The sequence below is a fragment of the Saccharicrinis carchari genome (assembly GCF_900182605.1).
In the GTDB taxonomy this organism is placed as follows: domain Bacteria; phylum Bacteroidota; class Bacteroidia; order Bacteroidales; family Marinilabiliaceae; genus Saccharicrinis; species Saccharicrinis carchari.
This window is the reverse complement of the sequence record NZ_FXTB01000004.1, coordinates 17,807-35,468: the sequence shown is the minus strand read 5'-3', so window position 1 is coordinate 35,468 and position 17,662 is coordinate 17,807. Positions and strand designations below refer to the sequence as shown.

The following is a 17,662-nucleotide window of genomic DNA, read 5'->3' as shown; positions in this document are numbered from 1 at the left end:
CATAATGCTGAAAAGATTTATAGACAGGCCAGTCTTATCTACGGTGGTCTCCATCATATTGCTTATTCTGGGTGTACTTGGTTTAAGTACTTTACCCGTAACCCAATACCCCGATATTGCTCCACCCACAGTACGGGTGTCGGCCAATTTTCCGGGGGCGAATGCCCAAACGGTGTTAGAAAGTGTTATCATTCCCATCGAAGAACAAATCAACGGGGTGGAGGGGATGACTTACATTACTTCTACCGCCAGTAATAACGGTAGTGCCAGTATTCAGGTATATTTTAAACAAGGTATAGACCCTGATATTGCTGCGGTTAACGTACAAAACAGAGTGTCCAGAGCTATTCCCTTATTGCCAAGAGAGGTGACGCAATCGGGGGTGACGGCCCAAAAGCAGCAAACCAGTGCATTAATGTTTCTTACAGTGTATTCCGATAACGAAAATTATGATGCTACCTACATTCAAAACTATTTAAATATTAATGTACTACCAGCGCTTAAACGTTTAAATGGGGTAGGTGATGTAAGTGTGCTGGGCGCCAAGAATTATGCCATGCGTATATGGCTGCAACCCGATAAACTGGCCGCCTACAAGCTAATGCCATCGGATATTACGGCAGCTATTAATGAGCAAAGTTTAGAAGCTGCTGCCGGAGCTTTAGGCCAAAATAGTGGTCAGGCTTTTGAATATGTAATGACTTACGCAGGAAGATATAAAACGGCAGAGGAATTTGGCGATATCGTTATCAAGGCCTTGGATAACGGTCAGTTTTTGCGCTTAAAAGATTTGGCCAAAGTGGAGTTGGATGCCGAAGGGTATACCGTAATATCCAACACCAACGGCCTACCCGGTGTGAGCATGGGGGTGTATCAAACACCGGGCTCTAATGCGAAAGAAATAATTGAAAATGTGCACAGTACCTTGCATGAGTTGGAGAAAGATTATCCCGAAGGTTTAACTACCCTAATAAACTTTGATACCAACGAATTTTTAAATGCGTCTATTGCCAAGGTGATTACCACTCTTATTGAAGCTTTTATTTTGGTGTTTATAGTAGTGTATATTTTCCTTCAGGATTTTAGATCTACACTTATTCCGGCCATCGCCGTTCCGGTTTCTATAATTGGTACGTTTTTCTTTTTGGGGCTGTTTGGATATTCGGTAAACCTATTGACCTTATTTGCCCTGGTGCTGGCCATCGGAATTGTGGTGGATGATGCCATTGTGGTGGTGGAGGCGGTACATGCCAAACTGGAAGAAGGAGAAAAAAGTGCCCGGGTAGCGACCCACAAAGCCATGGAGGAAATTACCGGTGCCATCATTTCCATTACTATGGTGATGGCTGCCGTGTTTATCCCTGTTACTTTTATCACAGGTCCTACCGGCGTTTTTTATGAGCAGTTTGGGGTTACACTAATTATTGCCATAACCATTTCGGCAGTGAATGCTTTAACGCTTAGCCCTGCATTATGTGCCTTGTTTTTAAAGCCACATCGACATCGCGAAAAATCAGATATGAATTGGGGCCAGCGCTTTTTTTTCGCTTTTAATATTGCATTTTCTAAGACCACAAAAAAATACGTACACTCGCTGTCGTACTTGTACAAACACAAGTGGATTACAGGTGCCATTTTGGTGGCCTCTGTACTTCTTATTTTTTGGACGGCAACCACAACACCTACAGGTTTTGTACCCAACGAGGATAGAGGGGTGGTATTTACCAATATTGAGCTCCCCGTAGGTGCTTCACTGGACAGAACAGTGGCTGTGACACAGGAGCTTTATAGTAAAATAAAAGATATACCAGGCACGGCTGGCGGTTCGCTGATAAATGGATTTAGTTTAATTTCCGGTGCCGGCAGTAACTATGGTACAGGATTTTTAAAACTGAAACCATGGGACGAGCGAAAGGAAGATTCATTGTCGTCTGAAGCCATCATTGCCAGGATGTATCAGGCTGCCATTAATATCCCCGATGCCAATATACTGTTTTTTGCTCCACCGAGCATACCGGGTTTTGGTGTTTCTTCGGGTTTCGAGCTAAACGTTTTAGATAGGCTGGGAGGCGATTTTACCGAGTTGGACAAGGTATCCAAGGACTTTCTGTTTACCTTGATGCAACGCCCTGAAATTGCCTATGCACAAAGCTCGTTCAACACCAATTATCCGCAATACGAAATCATGCTCAATGTACCCAAGGCCAAGGAGGCCGGTGTGTCCATCAGTAGTATTTTTGCTACCTTGCAAGGTTATATAGGAGGCATTTATGCGGCTGATTTTTCACGTTTCGGAAAGCAATACAGGGTATTTGTGCAGGCTTTGCCCATCGATAGGGCCAAAACGGAAGATTTAAACAGTATGTTTGTGCGAAACGCTTCAGGAAAGATGGCACCAATAACTGCATTTATATCCCTAAAAAGAGTGTATGGCCCACAGGCGGTTACCCGCTTCAACCTATTTAATTCGGCCAGTGTAAACGGAGCAGCGGCCCCCGGTTATTCTTCAGGGGATGCTATTAAAGCCGTTCAGGAGGTGAGTTCGACAGCCTTACCCCAAAACTTTTTTGTGGATTTCTCCGGTCTGACTCGTGAAGAAATTGCAGCAGGCAACCAAACCACATTTATCCTCATCCTAAGCATTATGTTTGTGTTTTTTCTGCTGGCCGCTCAGTACGAAAGTTATCTATTGCCATTGGCAGTTTTGCTTTCGCTCCCGGTAGGTATCATGGGGGCCTATATCAGCACTAAATTAACAGGCTTGGAGTTGAATATCTACTTTCAGATATCCTTGATAATGCTGATAGGGCTACTGGCTAAAAATGCTATTTTAATTGTTGAATTTTCAATGCAAAGGCGCAGAGCCGGATTCTCCATAGTAGAAGCCGCCTATGACGGTGCAAAAGTGCGGCTGAGACCCATATTGATGACCTCCTTCGCTTTTATCATTGGCTTAATGCCATTGGTTTTTGCGAGTGGAACTGGTGCTTCAGGAAACCGATCTATTGGCACAGGTGCCGTAGGGGGTTTGCTCGTAGGTACCTTGTTGGGCGTGTTTGTGGTGCCCCTGCTCTATATTTTATTCGAATGGCTTCAGGAAAAAATCAGTGGAAAACCTGAAGTAAGTGCGGAAAAAAGCATGACTTAGTATAAGTACAAAACGTTGAACCTGAGATTTATTATCCAGCGTTCTTCTGTCTTGATACTTGATACGCATTTCCTGATACTAATACTGAACAAATGACACATATAAAATATATACTAATCTTCGGCCTAATAAGTTTGTTTTCCCTGCAATCGTGTTTTGTGGCTCGTAATTATCAGCAACCAACGGTAGTCAACGAGGCTCAATATAGAACGGATCAACTGCCTTCGGACAGTATTAGCATAGCCGAGCTTTCCTATACCGAGTTATTTACAGATCCGCTGTTGATCAGACACATCAGTAAAGGCCTTGAGAACAATATAGATATAAGAATTGCCGTGCAGCAGATACTGGCTGCTGAGGCTTATTTTAAACAGGGTAAAGCAGGATATTTGCCAAGTATAGGTGCATCGGGGCAAGTGGCCTATCAAAATCCCTCAGAAAATAGTCCCACCGGTGCCGCGGTGGGAAGGAGTTTAACCCAGTACGAACTTTCGGTCGGTGCATCGTGGGAAGCGGATATATGGGGAAAGATCAGAAGCAACAAAAGGGCTTTTGAAGCTTCGTATCTGCAAACGGTGGCGGCGCATAAAGTGGTAAAAACACAACTTATCGCCAGTATTGCTTCGGTTTATTATCGACTGCTTTCCTTTGATGAACAGTTGAGGATAACTGAAATGACCATTGCCAACCGGAAAAGTAGTCTGGAGACCACCAAGGCCCTGAAAGAAGCCGGCTATGTTAATGAGGTGGGCGTAAAGCAAACCGAGGCACAGCTTTATAGTGCTATGGCCTTATTGGTGGATATAAAAACAAATATTAAGCTGTTGGAAAACACCATGTCTATTTTATTGGGCGAGGCACCTCAAAGTATTCAACGGGGCAGCCTCAAAGAGCAAGAAATACTAGAAGAAGTGAAAGTGGGTTTTCCTGTGCAACTACTGCGTAACCGACCTGATGTTTTGGCGGCGGAATATAAGCTGATTAATGCCTTTGAACTGACCAATGTGGCGCGAAGTAATTTTTATCCATCACTAAACATATCGGCCAATGGTGGCTTGCAGAGTTTAGAGCTGGCAGATCTGTTGGATGCCAACTCTTTGTTTAGCTCGGCCGTGGGTTCCTTAGCACAACCCATTTTTAATGGCCGACGAGTCCGTACCCAGCACGAAGTTGCCAAGGTGCAGCAGGAGCAGGCTTTACTTAATTTTAAGCTTAGTATTTTAAATGCCGGTAAGGAAGTTTCAGATGCGCTCTACACTTTTAAAGCTGCAGAAGAGCGTATAGAAATTAAAAGCCGTGAGTTCGAGGCTTACGATTTGGCAACAGGCTATTCCGAAGAGTTGCTGAACAACGGATTGATCAATTATTTGGAAGTAATTACCGCACGGCAAAATGCCCTGTTTTCACAACTGGATCTTATCAATGCTCAATTTACCCAACTGAATGCATTGGTGGAGATTTATCGTTCGCTGGGTGGTGGATGGCAGTAAAGGATGAGTCTCATTTGTTTAAAGGGTGAAAATATTTTTTTCACTTTTTTTCCATTGGGCATAAACGCCAATTTGCGTAACCAGCGGTCGCCGACGTTCCCCATCCATCCGCCACCCAAAGCACCATTTTAATGTTGAGATGGTTGATGTTTCGCTCATCCACACCGTCATCAGTTCTAAGATGGGCTGATTGGGTTCAAATTTATCGTAAGTCCCGGGATTGGCGGACAGGACTATGGTCCAGGAATCCGGCGAGTTTAATGGAGGATGGGGGCCTAATTTTCTTGTGCATTGAAAGGCAGCACCAGAAATAAAATTATAAATGCCCTATGCATAGTTTTTTTAACATAGCTGAGGGCAAAGGGCAGCGCAATGTTTTTTTCATCTATCCCATATTGCTCATTCATTTAATGCACTCTTCCAGGTGGCCTGCGGTTTTTTCCGGGGTTTCCTGTAAGATCGTCCCCCAAATCTTCACGTGCTATATCGGCCATCTTTTCCAGCTCTTTTACGATATGGGGATACGATGACATCACGTCGTAACGCTCGCCCGGATCGCGACGCAGATCATACAAAGCATCCGGGAAGTTAAAGTTTTCGTTGGCATTGCCCGGCATGCCGTCTTTACCCGGGGCAAAACCCTGGTAAGTACGACCCGGGTGTGCAAACACCAGCTTAAAGTCACCATTGCTTACAGCCTCCAGACTGTTGCGCCGGTAGTAGTAATAAAATGATTGCCGTGGGTTGGCTCTTTGGTCACCTTTTATCAGGGCAGATAAATCCACCCCGTCTATTCGTTTCGCAGGCAACGGAGCTCCGGAAATTGCAGCCAGGGTTGGAAGGATATCAATACCCGAAACCAATTTGTTGCAAATCATCCCCTCAGGAATAGTGCCTTTCCACCTCATCAGGCAGGGAACGCGTTGCCCACCCTCGTAGCTGGTGCCCTTTCCCTCACGCAAACCGCCCGTACTACCCGCATGATTTCCATAGTTTAACCAAGGGCCGTTGTCGGAAGTGAATATAACGAGTGTATTTTCATCTATTCCCAGATCTTTAATTTTATGCAATATTTGACCAACGCTCCAGTCTATTTCCATCATCACATCGCCGTATAGTCCCTGTTGCGATTTACCCCTGAATTTATCGGAAACCGCCAATGGCACATGTGGCATGGGGTGAGCGAGGTAAATAAAGAATGGTTTGTTTTTATTGTGTCCAATAAAATCGATAGTCTTCTCAGTAAACTTGGTGGTAAACTGTTTTATGTCGGGCATAGTTTCAACCACTTGCTCCCCATCATAAAGGGGTAAGGGCGGGTAATAATTTTTGGTTATCGGGTGATTGGGCCACATGTCGTGCGAATAGGGGATGCCATAAAATTCGTCGAAGCCATGCTGTAGCGGCATAAATTGGGGGATACAGCCCAAATGCCATTTGCCGAAAGCCGCGGTGGCATATCCTTTCTTTTTCAAAATCCGGGCTATGGTTTCCTCTTCACTGCTAAGACCCATTTTAGAGTTGTGATCAATCGCCCCTGCAAAACCTACACGGTTGGGGTAGCAACCCGTTAATATTCCTGCGCGAGATGCACTGCAAACAGCTTGCGGCGAATAATAATGTGAGAAGAATATTCCTTCCCTGGCCAACTGGTCGATATTGGGCGTACCGTACCCCTTGGAACCTGTAATGCTTAAGTCGCCATAACCCATGTCATCAAGATAAACGAGTATTATATTCGGAGGAGATGGTAATTTTTCGGCCATCATACTGATCCCGGTCAATAATATTGATACAAGTAATGCAATAAAATATAAGATAGATTTCATGTGTTTATAATTAATTTTTTTGCCGCAAAGCTTGCCCCGATATTTTATCGGGGGAACTCGCCATTACAATCATTCCCCTCCCGCCTTTGCGGGACAGGTAGTGTGAGAAGCTACTCTCATAGCTCGTTTCATATTGCTACCTTTTTGTAAAAAGTATAGTTTAAGAGTATACGTTTTACCCGGTCGCAAGAGTCTTTCTACTTACAACAAATGCCTTTGTACCACCTTTTGGCGGTATTGGTTTTCGTTGCCTATTAAGTGCCTGATACAAAGGCATAAATTCCACTATCGCTTATTCTTTAAGTTGCACGGTTTGCTTACTTTTAGCACTTTTTACGGCACTATCCAGAATTTCCATAGTAATCATATTATTTTCAATTGAGTAAGGATCGAACTTTTCTAATTCCAGGCTCCCATGTATAAGGGCAGCAAGCACGGCAAAGGGATCGTTAAAAGGAGCCGGTCGCTCCTGCAATTGAAACGTTTCTTCGCTAAATCCATCGTATCCCTCGGCCTTACGTACCCGCAATTGGTTACGGTTGTCGGCGTAAATAACTCCCGTTGTGCCATACAACTCCATGTCTTTCCTTCCGATAGGCCAGTTCCAGGAAGGCTGTAGGATAGCCATCGCTTTATCATAATTAAGTAGGATGGTGGCATCGTCGTCAACCTTGGGGTTAACTTCAGGCTGCAGTTGCTGGGTTACCGCGGTAATTGAATTAGGTTTTTCTCCTTTTAGCAGCCAAGTCATCAAATTGGCCCCATAACAGCCAAAGTCCATTATAGCACCTCCACCGTTCAAAACGGGGTCTGTAAGCCATTGGAAGAATTCGTCGTTTATTTTAACGTTTTTAAAACCGCTGTGTCCATCGCGAATAATCACTTTCCTCAGCTCTCCTATGGCACCATCATGCAGTAGTTGGTGGGCTTTAAAGTTTGTGGGATACCACGATGTTTCGTAATTGGTGAGCAAGTGTATGTTGTGCTTTTGCGCAAGAGCTTTCATTTTTTTAGCATGGGCAAGATTTACGGCTAAGGGTTTTTCCACCATAACGTGTATTCCTGCTGGAGCACAGGCTTCAACAACCATCAAATGTTCATATATACTCCCAAAAGCAGCTACCGCTTCGGGTTGGGTGGCCGCTATCATTTCTTCCATCGTATCGTACACTATATTCATGGAAAAACCGTACTGTGATGACAAACGTTGTGCTAGTACCTTGTTGGTTTCCACAATACCCACCATCTTTACATCTCCCGAATCTTTGCGACTCAATATCCAGCCTACATGTCCATGGGTAAGTCCCGCAACACCTAATCGTAGCGTTTTGGGCTGGGTTGCCCATAGGTTTTTAGTAGTTAACAAAATACCAACGATTATAAAGATCTTTCTTAGCATTGTTTTTAGTTTAATTATTGCATAAATAATTTAATTAATAACTCCAATAAATCGGGTTATTCTATCCTCCAGGATGCGCAGTTGTGGGCAAGATTGTTAAAACAGCAATATTCTTTTTTTTACTTCAATCAATTCTCAAAATACACATAGCAAATTTAATTGGATGAAGTGTTTTATGTAAATAAACTTACTGGTAACCATTGACGTAAGCTTTATTTAGCCTTATATTTTGCTAAAAGTACAAAAGCTTATCGTCATGAAAAAAATAAACCTAAACTATAATTCAATAAAAGAGAATGGAAGAATTAGAAACCCTTTTCCTTATCAATTGGTGAACTTATTTAATCAAACTAAACATAGCACCGCATTTATTTTCGATTTACACAGCAATAGGTGCATATATATGGCAGAATCCATCAATTACATTACAGGTCACTCGGCCGAGGAATTCATTGGAAAGGGTTTACTGTTTTTTAAATCGCTTATACACTCCAACGATTACCCCCAGTTGGTCTGTGATATAGTAATTCTTTTAAACGAAGAAAAGGAAGCAATTAATCAGATTGCCAATAAACCGATCAAATTTATTATGTGCAAAATGAAACATAAAAAAGAGTTATGGGTGCAAACAAGAGTGAGTATTATAAGCGCAGATAATACAAGCAGAAATACTACGGAAAAACTGATTGGATTTATTCAAAAATATGATAAAATTCTAAACGAGGGAGATGAACCTTACAGTAAGCAGATCACCAACAGAGAAAAGCAGGTACTCCAATTAATGGCTTCCGGCGATTCGGCAAAAATAATTGGCCGCAAGCTTAATATCTGCCCAAATACAGTTGTAACTCACCGTAATCACCTTAAAGAAAAGCTTAAAGCAAAAAATACAGCAGAATTAATTAAAAAGGGCATTCAATTTAATATGCTATAGTTTGATATTTACCTGTTATCATAATATCGTAAAAAATCCTCATAAAAGAGGATTGAGTACTGTTTATATTGATTGTAACTTTTTTGCTGATTAATAGAAATAAAATGGGACTCAACAGGCGAAGCTGTGTTTTACCTTGTTGTACTGGGCTCCATCATCATAGTCAATTACAAATGATAAGCTAAGCTGTTTTATTTGCGTATAAATAGATAAGGCTCTGATAGTTAGTGTAATTTATTGTAAAGCTTCTGTATGGTTTAACTATTTACTCCGGCCATGCCAGTCTCATAAGTCCGATTTTCATCCATGATATTCGAAACCTTACAAATATTAAAGGAGCAGCTCGAAAACTATTTTGCGGCCATAAACCTCGAAGAAGATATCCTATTGGGCAATATTTCCCTGTGGGAGTCGGGCAGTGTCGAGGCCAAAGAGCTGAACGGTAAAGTGGTGTTTACCTTGCTAAATATCGAAGAAGAATCTACGTTGAAAAACTCTCCATCCTTTAAGGTGGTAAATAATAAAACTGAATATCGGAACCCACCTGTTAATGTAAATATTTTTTTATTGGTAAGTGCCAATTGCAATACTTACGAGCGCTCCCTCCGGAGCATATCAAAGACCATAGAGTTTTTTCAGGCCAAGAAAATATTCACCTCATCCAATACGGTATATAACCGAACCAATGTAGCCTTTGACGTGCTTGCTTATTTTAAGTTCGTATTGGTGTTATATACACCCCGTTTCGAGGAGCTAAATAATATATGGGGCACTTTAGGTGGCCGGCAACTCCCGTCGGTATTGTATAAAGTACAACTTGTACAAATCGAGCGTGATAAAAAACTGGCTTCCTCTGAGCTTATCACGCACATAGGTGGAAACGTAGAACATATTAAATAATGGCTTTCTCAATTCGATACAAACCCCTTTTCGAGGTGAATATTTATCATTTGTTTTTTCTTGATAAGGGAAACGATGAATACCTGTCGATGACCGGACAAGAGAAAGATAAACAAGACACCGACTACAATATTTCCGATACCATAAACATTGTCCCCACATCCGAAAGTCTCCAAAAAATTGCGGGCCGGGGTTTAATTTTCAGGGCCAATGAATTTGGTTTTTCCGTATGGAGCAAGGTGTCATCTGCCGATGATGCTGAACCTTTTATAGCCCTTGACGATACGTTGGAGCTTACGTTCCTGTTAAAACTGAGGGACGGCATGTTTTTTAATTATACACGCCTTGACCTCGAAAATACAGACAAGTTGTTCTATTTCTCCAACAAAATACCAGATACAGAGCCCGGTACTTTTCCTCTAATTAACCGATCGGGCGAATTAGTGGCCGTCAACGACAATTCTGTATTGTCCGATGATGGGGCGTCCGATGCATTGCAAAAGATATCCGCATCAGAAAAAAACAACTTGTTTGGTTTGGTCAGTATATGGATGAAGGGTGATGTGGCCGCTTTGGACGTTACCGATGTTACAGGTCATATACCCGATCCATATCAAAGCTTCGAGTTGCTGTTTAAACCCAGAAAAACCACGTGGCGCTATATTTTCGATACCGACCAAACGGTAGTTGGAGCCGATGATGTGGAAGTGGAAAACGGTAACCCCAAAACCTTGACAAGCAAAACTGAACAACCCCTTACCCAAAGAGGATTTGTATCCCTCGAACATGGTGGAGTTGAGCTTCCTAATCCCGATTACAAGCTGATTAAGCCCGACAGCACCGCTAACAAAATATATTCAGAAGTTTATATGTAACACTTAAATTAAACAGTTATGGCAACATCGTACAAAACACCGGGCGTTTATGTGGAGGAAATTTCCATTTTCCCACCATCGGTCGCGCAGGTTGAGACCGCGATACCCGCCTTTATCGGCTATACAGAATCAGCTGTTGTTGATGGGGTCGATTATCACACAGACGGAATCATTAAACCCATTAAAATTGACTCTTTAAAAGAATATGAATTCTTTTTTGGGGGAGCCCCCGACCCAACTACTTTAGAGGTAGAGCTTAACGCCGACAACTCAGTTAAATCGACAACCGTTAACGGCATCAATCTTATATACGATTCGCTGCGTATGTTTTTTGCCAATGGCGGAGGCGAATGTTTTATCGTATCTGTAGGCTCGTTTAATGCTAAGCCGGAGGATGTGGATAAGCAACAATTGATTAAAGGACTGACCTCACTCGAAAAAGAGGATCTTCCTACCTTGCTGGTTATCCCCGAAACGGTACACCTTCCGGACTCCGAATCGGGCGAGGTACATGCCGCCATGTTAAAGCAGTGCAACAAGCTACAAGATAGGTTTGCGGTAATGGATTTGGTGGACGGTGACGATGAAGCGACCCCGACCGACGATCCGGTGGCCAACTTCCGCAACAACGTGGGCATGAACTACCTGAAATACGGAGCCGCCTACTATCCCTGGCTAAATACAACGCTGCCGTTTAAGGTAGATTACAATGCCGTAGCCAACGGTATTTATACTAAAGATGGAGCTCCGGTTCCGCAGGTCACGGCTTTGTTTAACAGTGCTTTGGTAGCCGGTATTGCTAATATCGACATGGATATTGCCGCAAAATCAGGCCTTACAGTGCCAACCATGGGCGATATAACCAACCGTACCCAATTAGTAACTGCTGCCCAGGATTTATATGATTACTTCGAAGCCTTCTTCGACCTTACCTTTACCGACAACGATGCCGCCGATACGAATTCGGCCCTCGGCATCCACGGTAAATATACAGCCGAAGATTCTAATTTTCATGGCCTCTTGGTTAGGTTGTTCGATTATAACCATTTTAGCCAGTCGGCCAATAGCAATGCCCCCTCTCCAACCTGGGACGCTGCACTGCTGGGCGAAGATTTTAACGCCGACTTCGGTTTTACCTTCGTTGCTCCGGCTACTGACCAAAACGACATTTTCACGGCCACGCAAACCGCGCAAACTGCCTCGGGATACTTTAAAGCTTTGCTCGAAAAGTTAAAAACATTGATCGATGATTTCTATATCGAGCTGAGTGCCGTCAGGGAGAGCCGTACCGATATATTGGCCCAGACAGACCCCGTTTATAAGGGTATTTTGGATGCCATCGACAAAAAAGGTGTTGTATTACCACCAAGTGGTGCCGTGGTAGGCCTATATGCCGCTGTAGATGAAAACCGGGGCGTATGGAAAGCGCCGGCCAATGTGAGCATCACAGCCGTTAAAGGCCCTGCGGTAAGCATCACCCACGAAGATCAGGAAAGTCTGAACGTGGACACCGAAGCAGGCAAATCTGTAAACGCTATTCGTGCCTTCACCGGTAAGGGTACCATGATATGGGGAGCCCGTACACTGGCCGGCAACGACAATGAATGGCGTTACGTTTCTGTGCGCAGGTTCTTTAATATGGTGGAGGAATCGGTTAAAAAGGCCACCAACCAATTTGTTTTTGAACCCAATGATGCCAATACCTGGGTGAAAGTAAGAGGCATGATCGAAAACTTCCTGATCCTTCAATGGCGTGCAGGTGCCCTGGCAGGTGCCAAACCCGACGATGCCTTCTTTGTTAAAGTGGGCCTGGGGCAAACCATGACCGCACAGGATATCCTGAACGGATATATGCACGTGGAGATTGGGATGGCCGTGGTGCGTCCTGCCGAATTCATCATTCTCAAGTTTTCTCACAAAATGCAGGAATCCTAATCTTTTTAACATTATAATATTTTTAAAACACAAACGTTATGGCAACAGCATATCCAATAGTTAAGTTTCATTTTCAGGTTGATTGGAATGGAACGAAAATAGGATTTACCGAGGTTTCAGGGCTGGATGTAGAAACTGAGGTGGTAGAATACCGACACGGTGCCAGTCCCGAGTACTCGAAGATAAAAATGCCGGGAATGCAAAAATTCAGTAACATCACCCTCAAACGGGGAACTTTTGCGTCGGACAATGAGTTTTACAACTGGTGGAACACCGTGAAATTGAATACCATCGAACGACGCGACATCACCATTAGCTTGTTAAACGAAGAACATGAGCCGGTTGTGGTGTGGAAGGTTAAAAGTGCCTGGCCTACCAAAGTTCAATCTACCGACCTCAAGGCCGACGGTAACGAGGTGGCCATCGAATCCATGGAATTGGTACACGAAGGTCTCATCATTCAAAATGAATAACGATGGCCGACTACTATCCCCCTCTCGGGTTTCATTTTAAGGTAGAATTTGACGACATTGAAGGCGAATCCGAATTTCAGTCGGTCGCCGGCTTGTCCGTTGAGTTGCAAACCGAAGAGGTGGCCGAAGGGGGCGAAAACAGGTTTAAGCACAAGCTGCCCGTACGCACGAGCTATCCCAACCTGGTATTAAAGCGGGGCGTGGTGGTTGGTTCGGAGTTGATTAAATGGTGCCGGAGCGCCGTGGAGAATTTCGAAATTGCCCCTACCAATATAAAAATAAGTCTGCTGAACGAAAAGCATGAGCCCTTGACCACCTGGAACATTGTTCATGCCTGGCCTTTGAAATGGTCGGTGACAGATTTCAGTGCCGAAGAAAGCAAACTGGTGATTGAATCTATTGAGTTGTCCTATAATTATTTCAATATCCTCTAATTAGTGGCTATAAGTAAAGTTGATAATTATCTTTTAAAAAACCCTCTAACTCCCTAAAGGGAGAACCAGAATCCCCTGCGAGAGCTAATTCTCCGGCAGCTGCCGGATTAGGGGTAATCATGGAAGAGTAATCATATAACAAAGAGTTTCTTAAATAACCTATTATGCCCATTGAAATCAAGGAACTGCACATAAAAATAAACGTGGACGATGGCTCACGCCGTGGTAGGGGAGCAAGCAAGAACGGCGGGGATAAGGACAAGATTATTGAGGCCTGTGTGGAACAGGTAATGGAAATATTATCGAAAAAAGAGGAGAGATAATACCGATTGTTAAATGAAAGGAGCGCGAATCTCTCATTGTTCGTTCCCGCTCTTTATTTATACATCGGCATTATATCGGTATAAATCTATTTTTATAAATGCTATAAAAGATGTCGGGAGAATTGGTTAAACTTAAGATAAAGGCTTACAGCGACGAGCAGTTCAACAACGAAGTGGCCGACGGGGAGTTTACCACTTTGCTGAACCCCGAAAATTACAACATAAAATACCAGATAGAACATAACGAGGATCAGGCTTCGGGAACCAGCTCTTCGGCACCCCGGTTCAATAAAATACCGCCCGAAGATTTGGAGCTGGAATTCATTTTTGACCGGACCGGCGTAGTGGTCAACACCTCCGACAACAGCTTGTCGAGCGATGAGGGCGTGGGGGTGATCGACGATGTGGAAACTTTTAAACGGGTGGTGTTCGATTACAACGGCGATGAGCACCGTCCTAATTTCCTGATTATATCCTGGGGTTCACTGTTGTTTAAGGGAACCCTTACCGAGATGGATCTTACCTTTAAGTTGTTTAGCCCCAATGGCGCACCCTTACGGGCTACCGCCAGGGCAAAGTTCAAAGGTTTTGTGGAAGATAACCTGCGGGTAGCCCTCGAAAACAACGCTTCGCCCGACCTGACCCATGTGCGTATCGTTAAAGCCGGCGACACGCTCCCCTTGATGGCACATCGCATTTACGGCGATTCAAAATATTATCTGGAGGTGGCCAGGGTAAACGGCCTGAGCAACTTCCGAAAGCTTACTGTCGGACAGCAACTATTCTTTCCGCCACTCGAAAAGACATCCTGAACATGCCCGAAGAAAGAGTTATACGGACCGCCCGCTCCGCGGATTTGGTTACACACAAAATCCTGATTGATGGGGAAGAACTGTCCGCTACCTATCAGGTGTTGAGCATTGATGTAGAAAAAGAAATCAATCGAATCCCCTGGGCAAAAATCGTTTTGCTCGATGGTCATCCGTCGTCCGAAGATTTTCCGCTCAGTAACGAGCCTTACTTTGTTCCGGGCAAGGATATTGAGATACGGGCAGGGTATCATTCCGAAGAGCAGACTATCTTTAAAGGAATCGTCATTCGCCATAACCTGAGGATAAGGCCGCAAAAATCAATGCTAATTATCGAATGTAAAGATTTGGCCGTAAAACTTACTGTGGGCCGGAAAAGTAAATATTTCTACGACAGCAAGGACAGTGACATCCTGCAGCTAATTATGGCTCCGTACAGCCTTGATATGGATGTGGAAACCTCGAAGGTTGAACATGCCGTGATGGTACAATATAATGTTAGCGATTGGGATTTTGTGATAACAAGGGCGCAGGCCAACGGGAAAATATGTATTGTTGACGATGGAAAAGTTACTGTTAAGCGTCCTGATTTTAACCAAAGCGAATCTCTGTCGTTGGTTTATGGGGCAACCATCCTGAATTTCGATGCCGAGATAGATGCACGGAATCAATTCCAATCCATCACATCGTACGGATGGAATGCCGCGGATCAGGAAATGTTTGAGATTGCCGCCAACGGCCAGGATGTTAATTTAAACGGGAACCTATCGTCGGACGATCTGTCATCGGTTATCGGGTTGGACAACTTAGAACTCAAAGACGGCGGCGAAATGAACGAAAGTGAGTTGCAGGATTGGGTCGATGCCAAAGACCTTTTCAGCAAGCTGTCGAAAATTCGTGGTACGGTTCAATTTCAGGGCGCACCCGAAGTGAAACCCGATACAACCCTGGGCCTTACCGGGGTGGGCGAAAGGTTCAACGGTAAAGTGTATGTTTCGGCCGTCAGGCATCATATTTCCCAGGGCAACTGGACGACAACGGCTCAATTTGGCGTCAATCCCAAATGGTTTACGGAATCTGTCGAAATAAACGACCTGCCGGCTTCGGGCCTGCTGGCCGCGGTAAATGGTTTGCAAGTGGCCAAAGTCACCCAACTCGAAAGCGACCCGGACGGCGAAGACCGCGTATTGATTCGAATGCCCGTAATAGATAATGCGGAACAGGGTGTTTGGGCAAGAGTTTCCACACTGGATGCCGGCGATGGCAGGGGCTCTTTCTTCCGGCCCGAGATAGACGATGAGGTACTTGTGGGCTTTATCAACGGAAACCCCCGCGATCCAATTATTCTGGGCATGATGAACAGCAGTGCCAAACCGGCTCCTGTTCAGGCCGCCGACGACAATCATGAAAAGGGTTTTGTTACGCGCAGCGAGATGAAGCTGATGTTCGACGACGATAAAAAATCCGTGGTCATCGAAACGCCCGCCGGAAAAAAAATCAGCGTGGACGAAGATGCCGGTGTCATTAAGCTGGAAGACGAAAATGGCAATACCGTGACACTCGACAGCTCGGGTATTGCCATGGAAAGCCAGGGCGACATATCCCTAACAGCCTCGGGCGATGTTAAAATAGAAGGTACCAATGTTGAGATAAAGGCCGCTGCCCAGTTAAAAGCAGAGGGATCGGCCGGTGCCGAACTTACTTCGAGTGCCATCGCCAAGATACAGGGTTCGATGGTGCAGATAAATTGATTCATTTTTATACGTATATTTTATGGGAGCGCCGGCAGCACGGATTACCGATATGCATACATGCCCTATGGTAACAGGCACTGTTCCCCATGTGGGAGGCCCCATATTACCCCCCGGGGCACCAACGGTGTTCATAGGTGGTATGCCCGCAGCCCGTGTCGGTGACATGGCCGTCTGTGTCGGCCCGCCCGATACCATCGCCATGGGCTCGGGAACGGTGATGATAGGTGGTATGCCCGCTGCCAGGATGGGCGATTCAACAGCCCACGGCGGCGTAATTGTAGCCGGTTGCCCAACGGTATTGATAGGGTAGGTGGAGCGGTAATCAGTAATCAGTGATCAGTAATCAGTAATCAGTGATCAGTAATCAGTAATCGGTGATTAGTACCGTAGCCTCGAAAAACGGCATATCCAATAATCCCTGCCTGCGGCAGGCAGGTAACTGGGGGAGTTGCGTTGCAAACTTACCCCAGAGGGGTAAAATATTAGTGGCCCCGGGTTTTGCTCCTCCGCTAAAGCTTCGACGGCACGCGGAAACCCGGGGAATAATACGTCATGCAAATCCCTGCCTGTGGCAGACAGGCGACGCACCACAGTTCTCATTATATGTTTACAGCAACTTTGCGTCCCTGCCCGATGGCAGACGGGGGAACATGGCACATATCATTCTTAACGACCTTTTTCCTAATTTATGTAGTTGTCTCATGTTCTGAAACTTAAGCCCGCAGTTAGATAAAAGTAATCAGTAATATGGAAACTCAAAACTCAAAACTTTTAAACCCATAACATGTAACAGACATTCAAGCCTATCCGCTTCCTTTTACCCCGACCCTAAAGGGAGAAGGAAGCTAACAAACTTCGAAACTCAGAACACAAACACAACTTCAAACTCTGAATTCAAAACTCTTAACTTTAAACTTCCAACCTAAAACTCAATTTAAAAAACATGGACACAACGCACTCTTTTTTAGGTACCGGATGGAGTTTCCCGCCCGAATTTCAGAAAGGGACCCGCACGGTTAAAATGTTGCAGGATGAGGCAGATATCGAGAGTAGCCTCGAAATCTTGTTGTCCACCCGTTTGGGCGAACGCATCATGGTGCCCGATTATGGCTGCAATCTGGACGAAATGCTTTTTAAACCCTTGAGCCTAACCTTGAAAACCTATGTAGTCGACTTGATAAAAACGGCTATCCTTTACCACGAACCCAGGATAGACGTGATTAAAATCGCTATCGACCCCACCAATGAGCTTCAGGGGGAACTGCTGATCAATATCGAATATGTGGTTCGGACCACCAATTCCAGAAAAAACATGGTCTTCCCGTTTTATAAAGAAGAGGGCAGCGAAACATAGAAAGA

15 protein-coding genes are annotated in these 17,662 nt (G+C 44.5%); 13 read left to right on the top strand and 2 right to left on the bottom strand.

Annotated features, from left to right (window positions below; genetic code table 11):
- Positions 1 to 4 precede the first annotated feature (4 nt).
- Positions 5 to 3,148: an efflux RND transporter permease subunit gene (locus FN809_RS08990; RefSeq protein WP_142533189.1), complete on the top strand. Its 3,144-nt coding sequence runs from the start codon at positions 5 to 7 to the stop codon at positions 3,146 to 3,148.
- Between the two features lie 92 nt (positions 3,149 to 3,240).
- On the top strand, positions 3,241 to 4,638 hold the full coding sequence (locus FN809_RS08985; RefSeq protein WP_142533188.1) for an efflux transporter outer membrane subunit: 1,398 nt from the start codon (positions 3,241 to 3,243) through the stop codon (positions 4,636 to 4,638).
- A gap of 407 nt (positions 4,639 to 5,045) precedes the next feature.
- Here the strand turns inward: FN809_RS08985 and FN809_RS08980 are convergent, their stop codons facing one another.
- On the bottom strand, positions 5,046 to 6,467 hold the full coding sequence (locus FN809_RS08980; RefSeq protein ID WP_142533187.1) for a sulfatase family protein: 1,422 nt from the start codon (positions 6,465 to 6,467) through the stop codon (positions 5,046 to 5,048).
- Between the two features lie 292 nt (positions 6,468 to 6,759).
- The gene (locus FN809_RS08975; RefSeq protein ID WP_142533186.1) at positions 6,760 to 7,866 is read right to left on the bottom strand and encodes a Gfo/Idh/MocA family protein; all 1,107 of its coding nucleotides are present in this window, start codon (positions 7,864 to 7,866) and stop codon (positions 6,760 to 6,762) included.
- 256 nt (positions 7,867 to 8,122) lie between these two features.
- Here FN809_RS08975 and FN809_RS08970 point away from each other — a divergent pair, with 256 nt between their 5' ends.
- The 11 genes from FN809_RS08970 (at position 8,123) to FN809_RS08925 (ending at position 17,657) form a co-directional block, all read left to right on the top strand.
- The gene (locus FN809_RS08970; protein ID WP_142533185.1) at positions 8,123 to 8,800 is read left to right on the top strand and encodes a LuxR C-terminal-related transcriptional regulator; all 678 of its coding nucleotides are present in this window, start codon (positions 8,123 to 8,125) and stop codon (positions 8,798 to 8,800) included.
- A gap of 306 nt (positions 8,801 to 9,106) precedes the next feature.
- Positions 9,107 to 9,700 (top strand): DUF4255 domain-containing protein, encoded by a 594-nt coding sequence (locus FN809_RS08965; protein ID WP_142533184.1) that lies wholly within the window; start codon positions 9,107 to 9,109, stop codon positions 9,698 to 9,700.
- Entirely contained in the window at positions 9,700 to 10,575 is an 876-nt protein-coding gene (locus FN809_RS08960) for a hypothetical protein (RefSeq protein ID WP_142533183.1), read from the top strand. The genes FN809_RS08965 and FN809_RS08960 overlap by 1 nt, the downstream gene beginning before the upstream one ends.
- 18 nt (positions 10,576 to 10,593) lie before the next feature.
- Positions 10,594 to 12,510, top strand: a complete 1,917-nt coding sequence (locus tag FN809_RS08955; RefSeq protein WP_142533182.1) for a phage tail sheath family protein — start codon at positions 10,594 to 10,596, stop codon at positions 12,508 to 12,510.
- Positions 12,511 to 12,548: 38 nt separating this feature from the next.
- Positions 12,549 to 12,983 carry a phage tail protein gene (locus tag FN809_RS08950; RefSeq protein ID WP_142533181.1) on the top strand — a complete coding sequence of 145 codons (435 nt, stop codon included), beginning with the start codon at positions 12,549 to 12,551 and terminating at the stop codon, positions 12,981 to 12,983.
- 2 nt (positions 12,984 to 12,985) lie between these two features.
- Positions 12,986 to 13,417 carry a phage tail protein gene (locus FN809_RS08945; RefSeq protein ID WP_142533180.1) on the top strand — a complete coding sequence of 144 codons (432 nt, stop codon included), beginning with the start codon at positions 12,986 to 12,988 and terminating at the stop codon, positions 13,415 to 13,417.
- A gap of 164 nt (positions 13,418 to 13,581) precedes the next feature.
- A complete protein-coding gene (locus FN809_RS17740) occupies positions 13,582 to 13,740 on the top strand; it encodes a DUF5908 family protein (RefSeq protein WP_185957513.1) in 159 nt (52 codons plus the stop codon).
- Positions 13,741 to 13,850: 110 nt separating this feature from the next.
- Positions 13,851 to 14,552: a CIS tube protein gene (locus FN809_RS08940; protein ID WP_142533179.1), complete on the top strand. Its 702-nt coding sequence runs from the start codon at positions 13,851 to 13,853 to the stop codon at positions 14,550 to 14,552.
- 2 nt (positions 14,553 to 14,554) lie between these two features.
- The gene (gene vgrG, locus FN809_RS08935) at positions 14,555 to 16,300 is read left to right on the top strand and encodes a type VI secretion system tip protein VgrG (RefSeq protein ID WP_142533178.1); all 1,746 of its coding nucleotides are present in this window, start codon (positions 14,555 to 14,557) and stop codon (positions 16,298 to 16,300) included.
- A 22-nt stretch (positions 16,301 to 16,322) separates the two neighbouring features.
- Complete coding sequence (locus FN809_RS08930; RefSeq protein ID WP_142533177.1) at positions 16,323 to 16,613, top strand: PAAR domain-containing protein; 291 nt, start codon at positions 16,323 to 16,325, stop codon at positions 16,611 to 16,613.
- A gap of 633 nt (positions 16,614 to 17,246) precedes the next feature.
- The gene (locus FN809_RS08925) at positions 17,247 to 17,657 is read left to right on the top strand and encodes a GPW/gp25 family protein (RefSeq protein ID WP_142533176.1); all 411 of its coding nucleotides are present in this window, start codon (positions 17,247 to 17,249) and stop codon (positions 17,655 to 17,657) included.
- Positions 17,658 to 17,662: the final 5 nt, after the last annotated feature.